General features: G+C 65.0%; 15 protein-coding genes. 10 read left to right on the top strand and 5 right to left on the bottom strand.

From position 1 onward, the window contains the following. Window positions 1-38: 38 nt before the first annotated feature. From nudE to mazG, 3 genes are read left to right on the top strand one after another with little or no spacing between them, the layout of a single operon-like run. Window positions 39-599, top strand: a complete 561-nt coding sequence (gene nudE, locus DFR29_RS00925; RefSeq protein WP_133816676.1) for an ADP compounds hydrolase NudE — start codon at window positions 39-41, stop codon at window positions 597-599. Further along, window positions 596-1399 (top strand): 3'(2'),5'-bisphosphate nucleotidase CysQ, encoded by an 804-nt coding sequence (gene cysQ, locus DFR29_RS00920; RefSeq protein ID WP_133816675.1) that lies wholly within the window; start codon window positions 596-598, stop codon window positions 1397-1399. Before nudE ends, cysQ begins: the two co-directional genes overlap by 4 nt. Next, on the top strand, window positions 1399-2190 hold the full coding sequence (mazG, locus tag DFR29_RS00915) for a nucleoside triphosphate pyrophosphohydrolase (RefSeq protein WP_133816674.1): 792 nt from the start codon (window positions 1399-1401) through the stop codon (window positions 2188-2190). The genes cysQ and mazG overlap by 1 nt, the downstream gene beginning before the upstream one ends. Window positions 2191-2536: 346 nt before the next feature. Here mazG and DFR29_RS00910 read toward each other — a convergent pair whose 3' ends face one another. Next, the gene (locus tag DFR29_RS00910) at window positions 2537-2977 is read right to left on the bottom strand and encodes a hypothetical protein (protein WP_133816673.1); all 441 of its coding nucleotides are present in this window, start codon (window positions 2975-2977) and stop codon (window positions 2537-2539) included. Between the two features lie 159 nt (window positions 2978-3136). On the opposite strand from DFR29_RS00910, the gene DFR29_RS00905 reads away from it, so the two are divergent. After that, window positions 3137-3466, top strand: coding sequence for an Mpo1-like protein (locus DFR29_RS00905; RefSeq protein WP_133816672.1), 330 nt, complete (start codon window positions 3137-3139; stop codon window positions 3464-3466). Window positions 3467-3633: 167 nt separating this feature from the next. Here DFR29_RS00905 and DFR29_RS00900 read toward each other — a convergent pair whose 3' ends face one another. Next, window positions 3634-3972, bottom strand: a complete 339-nt coding sequence (locus tag DFR29_RS00900) for a DMT family protein (RefSeq protein ID WP_133816671.1) — start codon at window positions 3970-3972, stop codon at window positions 3634-3636. A 9-nt stretch (window positions 3973-3981) separates the two neighbouring features. Beyond that, complete coding sequence (locus DFR29_RS00895; protein WP_133816670.1) at window positions 3982-4302, bottom strand: PilZ domain-containing protein; 321 nt, start codon at window positions 4300-4302, stop codon at window positions 3982-3984. Between the two features lie 284 nt (window positions 4303-4586). Between DFR29_RS00895 and DFR29_RS00890 the strand changes: the two genes are divergently transcribed. After that, window positions 4587-5216 carry a hypothetical protein gene (locus DFR29_RS00890; protein WP_133816669.1) on the top strand — a complete coding sequence of 210 codons (630 nt, stop codon included), beginning with the start codon at window positions 4587-4589 and terminating at the stop codon, window positions 5214-5216. A 59-nt stretch (window positions 5217-5275) separates the two neighbouring features. Here DFR29_RS00890 and DFR29_RS00885 read toward each other — a convergent pair whose 3' ends face one another. Together DFR29_RS00885 and DFR29_RS00880 are read right to left on the bottom strand one after the other, a co-directional pair. Continuing rightward, on the bottom strand, window positions 5276-6496 hold the full coding sequence (locus tag DFR29_RS00885) for a DUF418 domain-containing protein (RefSeq protein ID WP_166653794.1): 1221 nt from the start codon (window positions 6494-6496) through the stop codon (window positions 5276-5278). A gap of 105 nt (window positions 6497-6601) precedes the next feature. Then, window positions 6602-6844, bottom strand: a complete 243-nt coding sequence (locus DFR29_RS00880) for a hypothetical protein (RefSeq protein ID WP_133816667.1) — start codon at window positions 6842-6844, stop codon at window positions 6602-6604. Window positions 6845-7438: 594 nt separating this feature from the next. Between DFR29_RS00880 and DFR29_RS00875 the strand changes: the two genes are divergently transcribed. From DFR29_RS00875 to DFR29_RS00855, 5 genes are all read left to right on the top strand, one after another. Next, window positions 7439-8395, top strand: coding sequence for a hypothetical protein (locus DFR29_RS00875; protein ID WP_133816666.1), 957 nt, complete (start codon window positions 7439-7441; stop codon window positions 8393-8395). Window positions 8396-8562: 167 nt separating this feature from the next. After that, the gene (locus DFR29_RS00870; protein WP_133816665.1) at window positions 8563-9114 is read left to right on the top strand and encodes a GTP-binding protein; all 552 of its coding nucleotides are present in this window, start codon (window positions 8563-8565) and stop codon (window positions 9112-9114) included. Continuing rightward, on the top strand, window positions 9111-9515 hold the full coding sequence (locus tag DFR29_RS00865) for a roadblock/LC7 domain-containing protein (RefSeq protein WP_133816664.1): 405 nt from the start codon (window positions 9111-9113) through the stop codon (window positions 9513-9515). The genes DFR29_RS00870 and DFR29_RS00865 overlap by 4 nt, the downstream gene beginning before the upstream one ends. Before the next feature lie 111 nt (window positions 9516-9626). Then, window positions 9627-9953: a hypothetical protein gene (locus DFR29_RS00860; RefSeq protein ID WP_208113492.1), complete on the top strand. Its 327-nt coding sequence runs from the start codon at window positions 9627-9629 to the stop codon at window positions 9951-9953. Window positions 9954-10067: 114 nt separating this feature from the next. Next, window positions 10068-10715 (top strand): peroxiredoxin-like family protein, encoded by a 648-nt coding sequence (locus tag DFR29_RS00855; protein WP_133816662.1) that lies wholly within the window; start codon window positions 10068-10070, stop codon window positions 10713-10715. Window positions 10716-10856: the final 141 nt, after the last annotated feature.

Here is a 10856-nt window from a genome sequence, read left to right as displayed (position 1 = left end):
CTACGCAGGCGCACGGTGACTCGGTAGAATCGCCCCTCATGCGCGAACGCCCTAAGATCCACGCCACCCGCCTGGCCGATGCCAGCGGCTTTCTCCACGTCGAGGAAGTCGACCTCGAATTTTCCAACGGGCAGCGCCGCACCTACGAGCGGCTCAAGGGCTCCGGCCTCGGTGCCGTGATCATCGTGCCCATGCGCGACGACGACACGGTACTGCTGGTGCGCGAATACGGCGTCGGCGTCGACCGTTACGAGCTGGGTCTGCCGAAGGGCCGTCTGGATCGCGACGAGACGGTCGAGCAGGGAGCCAATCGCGAGCTGAAGGAAGAAATCGGCTTCGGCGCGCGCCAGCTGCGCATCCTGACCACGCTGTCGCTGTCGCCGGCCTACATGACCAGCATGACCCACGTGGTGCTGGCGCAGGAACTGTATCCCGAACGGCTGGAAGGCGACGAGCCGGAAGAGCTCGAAGTGGTACCGTGGAAATTGTCGGAATTGCACAAATTGCTCGGGCACGAGGAAGTCAGCGAAGGCCGTTCGATCGCCGCATTGTTCATCGCGCGCGAATACCTCGCCGGCCGCTTCAGGCCCGGCGCATGAGGCCGTTGCCGCTGGAACAGCTCTGCCTGGATGCCTGCGCGCTGGCGCAGCAGGCAGGGCAGGCCATCCTTGAGGTCTACGACAGCGACTTCGCGGTCGAGCACAAGGAAGACCGTTCGCCGCTGACCGCCGCTGACATCGCCTCACACCGGGTCATCCTGGCCGGACTGGCCGCATTGACGCCTGACCTGCCGGTGCTGTCGGAAGAGTCCGCGGAAATTCCCTATCTGGAACGCGCGCACTGGACCCGCTACTGGCTGGTCGACCCGCTCGATGGCACGCGCGAATTCGTCAAGCGCAACGGCGAGTTCACCGTGAACATCGCGCTGATCGAACACCAGCGCCCGGTGCTGGGCGTGGTGCAGGCGCCGGTGACCGGCGAGCTGTGGTTCGCCTGGGACAGCGGCGGCGCCTTCGGCCAGCCAGGGCACGGCCGGGAAGCCGCGCGTCTGCGCACGCGCCCGCGCGCCGTTCCGCTGGTCGTGCCGGGCAGCCGCTCGCACGGGCTGGAGCGCGAGGCGGAACTGCTGTCCCGGGTTGGCCCGGTCGAACGCAGGCCGCTGGGCTCGTCGCTGAAGTTCTGCCGCATCGCCGAAGGCGCGGCCGATCTCTACCTGCGCCTGGGCCCTACCTCGGAATGGGATACCGCGGCGGCCCAGTGCGTACTGGAGCAGGCCGGCGGCGGCGTGATCGATTTCGCCGGACTGCCCTTGCGCTGCAATGCACGCGAATCCCTGCTCAACGGCGACTTCATCGCCTTCGGCGATCCGGCTACCGACTGGGCAAGGCTGTTTGCCTGATGGCGCGTATCGACGAACTGCTCGCGATCATGGCGGCGCTGCGCAATCCCCAGGGCGGCTGTCCCTGGGATCTGCAGCAGGATTTCGCCAGCATTGCACCGTATACAATTGAAGAATCGTACGAAGTTGCCGATGCGATCGATCGCAACGACATGGGCGCGCTCTGCGACGAACTGGGCGACCTGCTGTTCCAGGTGGTGTTCCATGCACAGATGGCGACAGAAGCCGGGCATTTCGGCTTCGACGATGTCGTGGCCGCGATCTGCGCCAAGATGCGCCGGCGCCATCCGCACGTATTCGGCGACAGCAGCGTGGCCGACGCGCAGGCGCAGACCCAGGCCTGGGAAGAACACAAGCGCGCCGAGCGCAGCGCCCGGGGCGAAGACGACCGCAGTGCGCTGGCCGGCATTTCCCGCGGCATGCCCGAATGGCAGCGCGCGCTGAAGCTGCAGAAGCGCGCCGCCAGCGTGGGTTTCGACTGGCCCGATGTTGCTCCGGTATTCGACAAGCTGCACGAAGAGATCGACGAAGTGCGCGCCGAATTCGATACCGGCGGCAGTGCGGAGCGCCTCGGCGACGAGATCGGCGATCTGCTGTTTGTCTGCGTCAATCTCGCGCGGCATGCCCGCGTTGACGTATCCGCTGCCCTGCGCCAGGCCAATGCCAAGTTCGAACGGCGCTTCCGCCGCATGGAACAGCTGGCCCCCGCCGAAGGTGGCATGGCGGCGCTGGATCTTGCCGCCCAGGACGCGTTGTGGAACCAGGCCAAGGCCGAGGAACGACAAAAGTAGGGCGCGATGGCCGGGCGCGATGAGCGCAGCGAATTGCGCCGCCGCGGCCAGGTCCGGGCTGTACTGTCCGATACTTCGCGGTGCATTGCGTCGGTCGCGTTGTATTTGCCGCTTATTGAACCAATGGTTTTTTCGTCTTGTGCATTTTCGCAAACGTGCGGGCGCCCGGCGAAGAACGGGCGCCTTGCGGCGCCCGTTGGGGAGTCGGAAAGCCGATGGGGGCGGCTTTCCGGCGGGTTGGTCGACGGTAGGAGATCCGTCTTCCGGTTCCTAAGATGCGCGCCGGGCGTATCGGGTTGCAGTGCCGCAGCGTGCAATTTTGCGCAACTGGAACGGCGGCTGCGGGCTACTGCGGCAGGCGCTTGAGGTTTTCGTCCAGGCTCTGGCGCAAGGTCGTGATGGCTTTGCCGGCATCGGCCGGCTTGAGCTCGTTGCGGGCGATGCGGCCGTAGGCGAACTGGCGGATGGCCGGGTTCTGCGTCCTGGCCAGTACGTCGCGATACAAGCCTTCGATGTCCTTGCCGCGGCCATCGAGCAGATACAGGCGTTCCAGGGCACGCAGGTCGCGCATGGCCATGGCGACGGGGCCACCGCCCTGGCGGCCGGCGAAATTGCCGCGGCCGTGACGCTGACCACGGTGCGGGGCGGCTTGCGGTCCGTCCTGGGCGGCGGCCATGTCAGCCGGCGCATTGCTGGCGGCCTGGGCCGTAGTCGTGGTGGCGAGAAAGGCACTGCCGCCGGCGGCGAACAGGGCGGCGAGGGCAAGGGCAAGTACGGGACGGCGCATGAGCTGACTCCAGTGGAGGGGCGGGATGTGACTGCCCACAACGCCCCTGGCTGGCGCGGGTTGACGCCTGGCGCCCGCGCGACGGGCGCAGTATCGTCGGCCTTGGCTTTCCATTCAGCCTTGCCGTCCTTCATGCCATTGCGTAGCGGAGACCGCGCCATGTCCCAGTCCGAAACCCCGTCCCCGGCGCGCTCGTTTGCCAGCTTCGGCGAGTTCTATCCTTACTATCTTGCCGAGCACAGCAATATTGTCTGCCGCCGCCTGCACTATGCCGGCAGCTCGCTCGCGCTGGTTTTTCTGGCAACGGCTCTGATCAGCGGCAATGCGCTATGGGCGCTGGGCGCCTTGTTCAGCGGCTATGGCTTTGCCTGGATCGGTCATTTCTTCTTCGAGAAAAACCGTCCGGCCACTTTCAAGCATCCGCTCTACAGCTTTGCCGGCGACTGGGTGATGCTGCGCGACATGCTGACCGGGCGAATCCGCTTCTGATCTTCCGCGCTGCCGCCGCAGTTGAATAATTCCGCTGTCTTTCAATGCGCTACGCCGTCGCGGCAACTCACTATGCTGCTGCCGCGCGTGCTCGCACTGCGGCTTGGACGGCAAGACCACCGGGAATCTGTTCGATGCGGCGACACGTGGCGGCCGTGACCGCGCCTTCAGTCGAGAAAGATGAAGAAGCTCGCCACCACGATCAGGCCAAAGCCGACCAGGTGGTTCCACTTGATCGGCGCATCGAGATAGAACACCGAGAAGGCCACGAACACGACCAGGGTGATGATTTCCTGCAGCGTCTTGAGCTGCGCCGGGTTGAACACGGCGATGCCGTAGCGATTTGCCGGCACCTGCAGGCAGTATTCGAAGAAGGCGATGCCCCAGCTGACCCCGATCACGATCCACAGCGGCCGGTCGGTGAACTTCAGGTGGCCGTACCAGGCGAAGGTCATGAACACGTTCGACGCCAGCAGCAACAGAATGGGCGTGAGATAGCTGCTCATGGGGGCGTGCTACTCCTGCTCGATGAAGCGCGATTCGTACAGCACGGCGGCAACCCGCTCTTCCTGGTCCGGCATGAATTCCAGGCCCAGGTCGTCGCTGCCGACGCGCACCACGCGCACGCGCAGACCGATCACGGTTTCCTGATCGAAGATCAGAAACAGCTGGCACTGCGTGGCGATGGGCAGGTTCCAGTTGCGCGGCAGTGCCACGCGCGCGCCGCCCTGGGACAGATCCTTCACCTCGCTGAGGAAGCCTTCGTCCTGCAGTACCAGCATCGCGGCCGAGAATATCGACAGGCGCGGATGGCGACGTTTTTCCGCGTAACTCATGCAGCCTCCTTGGCCAGCCCGGGTCGGGAAGATCGGAAACGGTAGGTAGCGACCGCGTTCGCGCCGGGCCACAGGCCGCCGTGACTGGCGAATACCCGGACCGTGCGCGTCCTGCTGCCGGTGCCCGCTGGTTGCGGGCTGCCCGCCAAAGCCAATGCTGTGATCTTCAACGCTTTCCTCGTGCGCAGACGCCGGCCTGCAACGCAGCAACGACGATAGAAGCCCGGCGGGTGCTTGGCAAGGCCAGGCCGTACAATCATGCGTCCTCCATCACGAACACGCCCATGCGCCTCTATTCCTGCATTCGTGTACTTCTGCTTGGCGCCGGCCTGCTGCTGGCCAACGCAGCCACCGCCGGCGGTTATGTTCTGGACATCGGCGGCAAGCAGACCGAACTGGACCTGGACCAGGATACCCAGATCACGCTCGACGACGGCCGCCAGGTGAAGGTGCGTCTGGCCCGCAAGGCCGAACAGACCTTCCGCGATCGCGGCATGGCCTTCGACCATCCGGCTGCCGTGCAGCCCACTGCCAGCGACGTGGACAAGCGCGTGCGCCAGATCATGATGGTGTCGGCCAACGGCAACGGCGTGCTGGTGCAGCGTTATGAAGGCGTCGACCCGACCGCGCTGGTCGACCTCATGGTCAGCGAGATGACCGACGAAGAAGTCGCTGCGGGCTACCAGCGCAAGATCAGTGCGGCCAGCCGCACGCTGGCCGATGGCAGCGAGCTCAAGGGCAAGCTTGCGCGTACCGAGTCTGCGGGCGAGTCCTGGGACCGCTATGTACTCGCCACGGGCAGCAGCAAGGGCGGCTATCTGGTCATCAGCATGATGGAAGACGACCGCGAGCCCGCCGACGTGGCCATGCTGCAGAAATTCTGGAAAAGCCTGAAGCTGGAATTGCCGAAGTAACGCCAGGGCCGTTCCGCCATTTGAAAATTCTTGCAGGGATTCAACGGCCTGGCGAATCGTCAGGCCGCGGCAAGCCTGCGCATCGGCTGCAGCCGGCCGTAGGTGGCGCTGCGCCATAGCCATTCGGCCGGGCCGAAGCGGAAGCGGCGCAGCCAGAGCCGGCTCAGCCAGACCTGCGTGCTGTAGATCAGCAGCGTCGCCAGCACGATGCCGCTGAGTCCCAGTCGCGGGCCCAGGCCCAGGCCTATTCCGTAGAACAGCAGGATGCCGAGCAGGCTCTGGCCCAGATAATTGCTCAGGGCCATGCGTCCCACCGGTGCAAACCACAACAGCAGCCGGCGCCAGCGCGCCTGCTGGAACAGCAGCACCAGCGCAGCCATGTAAGCCAGCGCCATGGCGATGGAGCTGGCACTGCGCAGCACGCTGGAAACGCTGCGCGCCGCAGTCGATGTCCACCAGCCGTCGGCAAACAGCAGGCCGTGATCGCGCAGCAGCACGAAGGCGGTCAGCGCCACTCCCGCGCCCGCGCCGGCCTGCAGCAGGCGGCGCCAGAAATGCAGATGCTGTTGCGGCTGCTGCAGCACGCCGGCAAAACCCAGTGCAGCGCCCAGCAGCAGGCGGCCCAGCACGAAGAACGCCAGGCTCCAGTTGGCCAGGCGCATACGCAGGTCGTAGTCGAGATTGGCCGCGAGCGCATCGCCGACCTGGTCGCCGCTGAACGCGGCGAAGGCCGCGGCGGCAGCCTGGTCGGCAGGCATCAGGCCGGGCAGCAGCGGCACTATCCACGGCCGCAGCAGAGGCAGGGCGAACAGCGCGACAACGGCGCCGGCGATGGCGAGCTGGCGCGCAGTACAGCGTCCCAGCGGCACCAGCAGCAAGCCCAGCATGGCGTAGTAGCGCAGGATGTCGCCCCACCACAGCAGCCAGGCATGGGCAATGCCGATCAGCAGCAGCAACAGCAAGCGACGCAGGTAGCGCGTGGTCGCGTCGCCGTCCGTGCCGGCGCGCTGCATCTGCAGCGCGAAGCCGACGCCGAACAGCAGCGAGAACAAGGTTGCCGCCTTGATGTCGATCAGTGCGGCCATGACGACGTCGAGGGCACGGTCCAGCGCTGCCGTCGGCAGTGCCTCGCGCGCCTCGGCCGTCAGCAGGCCATACAGCGAGAAATCGCGGAGGTTGACCAGCAGCACGCCGAACAGGGCGACGCCGCGCAGGCTGTCGAGTACGTCGTGGCGCTGTTTTTCCGCCACGGGTGCGGCAGTCGGTGCAGGGTCGGTCATTCGTTCGGCTCTTGCATGCGGCTGCGCGGTGATTGCAGCCGGGCTTTGTCCCGATTGCAGCTGGCGGGCCATTGTTGTCCCCAGGCGCCAGATTAGCGCATCGCACTACAGCTTCGACAGGGCGGCGAAGCGCGCCTGATCGCCCGTCGAGGCCCGCTGCGGCAGGCCCAAGTGATTGATTCCGTACAAACACCAACTGGCAGGTATGAAGGTATAGAAACCAGTCGCCTTGGTTATGATGTTGCAGTGGCGCAGAGATTTGCGCGTCGAGAAAAAAAACGCAAAAAAGCCTTGAAAAAAGGCCGGAAAAAGATTTTCATTGGCTTCGCCGGGGGGCAACAAATTCATTCCTAATCTTGTTGCGGATAGCGCTTCCCGGTGCATTTTTCGAAAGCTCCACGAACGCCCGCTCCGATTCGCTCCATCGTCTTTCGCAAGGGCCCGCGCGGTGCGCCGGCCAACCGATGCCGCGCGGTTTCGTGGCAGCCTCATTTCAGGGAGAGGCGCAAATGGCAATGATTCCGCTGGCACGTTTCCGTGCAGCTCATCCTTCCCGCCTGGCTGTTCGCGCGGCCGCCGCCCTCCGGCGGCTCCCCCCGTCCGCCGACCTGCATAGACGAACGTAGCGGCCGCGCCGGCCTCGCATTTGCACGTAGGGCACTAGCCCGGACCGTTCCTGGCCGGCATCGCCGCGCTGCAGCCAATGCGGACGAAAATGCCACATTTCTGGCATAAATGGTGCTTTCGTCCGCTTGTGCGTACCCGTGTAGATATAAGTAAACCTGTACAAAGTTTTTTTTACGATGATAAACTGAGACCGCACGCAGCAGAAAAGACCCCGTTGACCGGCTTTTTTGTCGCATTTCACATTGCGGCAGAATCGATTTCGGCGTGTTGCAGGGATTGCTGGCGTACCGGCCTCGGATTTCGGGGGGGATGCGGATGAGAAAGCGCAAAATAGCTGTCGTCGGGCTCGCCGACGATGCAAGTCACGCCTTTCGCTCGATGCTCAGGATCGTCGATGGCCGCGGTGGTATCAGCTGGACACTGGCAGCGCCGGATGAGGCCGACGTATTGCTGGCCGGCGTGCATTCCGGCGAGGAAGTTGTAAAGCCGTGGGCGCGTACCAACAAGCCGCTGATAGCCGTCTACGAAGGCGCTGCCACGCGGCCGCTGACGCCCTACACCTTGCACCACCCGTTTCGTGTGATGCAGCTGCTCGGCGTGCTCGATGATGTCGACCTGGCCTTGGCCGGTGCGGCGCCCAATGAGCCGGCACGTCCAACGCATCGCATCGGCGATGCGAGCTGGGGATTTGCCGAGTCGCTGCGTCTGCTTGCGCGCAGTTCGTCCTCGGGCCAGTTCTATGTCGCCGGCCATGGCCATGAACGTCTGTTCGTGCGCGACGACCTGTCCGCCTACTACGCCAGCACGGATATGGCGCAGCGGCTGGCCCACACCGCGCTGGACCTGCCGGCCCTCGTGCTCAGCAGCCAGACACCGCCGGCGCAGTTCGAATGCCGGCCGGTGTTCGAACTGGCCTGGTTCACCGGGCTGCACGGACCGGAAACGCCGGCGCCCTGGCTGGACAGGCAGGCTGCGCACCGCCTGCGGCGCTGGCCCGATTTCGGCCGCCTGCGCGGCACGCGCGACCAGCTCGCCCTGGCGGCGCTGCTCACTCACGGCAGCTACAGCCGCACGCGGCTGATCGAAACCTCGCGCCAGTCTGCCGGTCGCGTCGACCGGTTTCTCAATGCCTGCGCACTCTCCGGCGTACTGCATTCGAGCAACGAAGCAATCGCCGCCAACGATGCTACGAATACCTTTGTAGCAAATTCTGCGGCACGCCTGGGCGGCCTGATCCGCGGCCTGCGCTCGCGCCTGGGCCTGACGGGCTAGTGGTCTGTAACGGACAAATCGCTAGCAGCTCGCTCCTCCTGGCCACGCAGGACTTGCTGCTCGCTCGGCCAATAGCAGGGGCTATTGGCGTCGCTCCGCAGCGGCGTCCTGCACGGCCAGTCCTTCGCGATCTCACTACCCATTTGTCCGGTACAGGCTACTAGGGCATGAGCGAGCATGAGTTCAAAATTGTCTTCACCGGTCCCATGGGCGCGGGCAAGACCACTGCGATCGCCGCGATCAGCGACGAGGCACCGGTATCCACCGATGTGATCAACACCGATCACGACGCGCACGACAAGGCCTTGACCACGGCCGGCCTGGACTACGGCCGCATCGCCATCGACGAGAACACCGGCGTGCGTCTGTACGGCACGCCGGGACAACTGCGCTTCCGCTTCATGTGGGAAATTCTCGGCACCAATGCCGCTGGCGTGATCGTGCTGGTCGATGCGGCGCAGGCCGATGCGCTGGTGCAGCTGGATGCCTTCGTCGATGCCTTCGGCGCCGGCCGGCGCATGCCCATCGTGATCGGTGTAGGCCGCAGCGGCGAGGCTGGCGCGCATCCGCTGGATGCGTTCGTGCAGCGCCTGGAAAGCCGTGGCCTGACCTTGCCGACTTTCGGTGTCGACGTGCGCCGCCGCGACGACGTGCTGCTGCTGATCGACACCTTGCTATGCCTGCTGGAAATGGCTGACCCCACGAGGATGAATGCATGACGGCGAACCCGCGGTTCGGACGCGTGGCGACAGGTGTCGCGCAGAAGCTGCTGGATACCTTCGCCAACGCCACGCCCGGCGTCGCCTCGGCGGTGCTGCTCAGCGCCGACGGTTTCGAGGTGGCGTCGCTGCAGGCCGGCAAAGGCAGCGCCGCTCGCCTGGCTGCGATGGGCAGCTCGCTGTCGGCGATCGGCTCGGCCATTGCCAAGGAAGCCGGCATCGTCGACTGCAACCGCATGATCATCGAATCGGACAGCGGCACCGTGGTGATCATGAACATTCACGATTCCAAGCCGCCGATGTCGCTGGCCGTGGTGGCCAATGAACACTCCACCCTGGGACAGCTGCTGTGGGCGGCGAAGAACCTCTGTGGCGCGGTTGCGCGCGCTTTCCGCGAATGAGTGAAACGTCCAGGCGCCGCACCGCGCCAGGGCTGCTTGCAGGTACCGATCGGTGCACCGTTCACCAAGGAGAACACCGTGGCGAATATCAATGAAAGTCTGGCGACCTTGATGCAGTCCGACGGCGCCATGTGCGCCGCGCTGGTCGATGCGAACAGCGGCATGACCTTGGGGCGAACAGGCACCGGCCTGGATCTGGATCTGGCTGCGGCCGGCAATACCGAAGTCGTGCGCGCCAAGATGAAGACCATGAAGAGCCTGGGCCTCAACGACGCCATCGAAGACATCCTCATCACGCTGGGCAAGCAGTACCACATCATCCGGCCGGTGGCGTCAAAGCCCGGTTTGTTTATTTATCTCGTTCTGGACAAATCAAAATCAAACCTGGCGCTGGCGCGGCGCAACTGCCAGGAAGCCGAGCAGGCGCTTTCGCTCTAGGCAGCAGAGCGCAGGCCCGGTAATCGCGCAAGCGCGGTTCCGGGCCCGCGCGGCGGCCTGAAAGAAAACTGCATCGCCGCGGGTCTGTCTTGGCGACCACCAAGAGGATTCCGCATGTTTCGCAAGCTATTCGCTGTTGTGTTTCTTGCCCTGACGTTCGCGGCCGGCGCCGACGCTGCGCCGCTGGCCGACCAGCCTGAAGGCGTCACGCCGCTGCTGATCGGCGGGCGCGTGCCCGATGCGTCACTGCAGACCCTGGACGGCAACGGCGTATCGCTGCGCACGGTGCTGGACGGCAAGCCCAGCATCGTGGTGTTCTACCGCGGTGGCTGGTGCCCCTTCTGCAACCTGCAGCTGGGCCAGATCAACCAGGCCAAGCCGGCGCTGGCGGCGCTGGGCTACCAGATTATCGCCCTGACGCCCGATCCGCCCGAAGCGGTCAAGCGCACGCTGGGCGACGACAAGCTTGACTACGCCATCTATTCCGACCGGCAGATCGAGGCGCTAAAGGCGTTCGGTGTCGGCTACCGCGTCAAGGAATCGCAGATGGATCTCTATCGCAAGCACAAAATCGATCTGGCTGGCGTGCCCGGCGCAGAGGCCGATCATGCACTGCCGGTGCCGGCGATCTTCATCGTCGATGGCAAAGGCATCATCCAGTTCGTCTACGTCAATCCCGACTATCGCATCCGCCTGTCGCCAGATCTGCTGCTGGCTGCGGCGAAAGCGAGCCTGAACGTGCAGGCGCTGAAACCGAACTGACTGCGCCCGAGGTAGCTGGCGTAGGGCGCCGATGAGCGCAGCGAATTGCGCCGAGGGAGTTTGCGACAGAGGCCGGCCGCAGACCTCGCGGTGCAGTCCGCGTCGCTCGTCGCGCCCTACGAAAACCACGCGCGGCATCGC

It is taken from the genome of Tahibacter aquaticus, assembly GCF_004363655.1.
GTDB classification, from domain to species: domain Bacteria; phylum Pseudomonadota; class Gammaproteobacteria; order Xanthomonadales; family Rhodanobacteraceae; genus Tahibacter; species Tahibacter aquaticus.
This window is presented reverse-complemented; position numbering and strand designations above follow the sequence as displayed.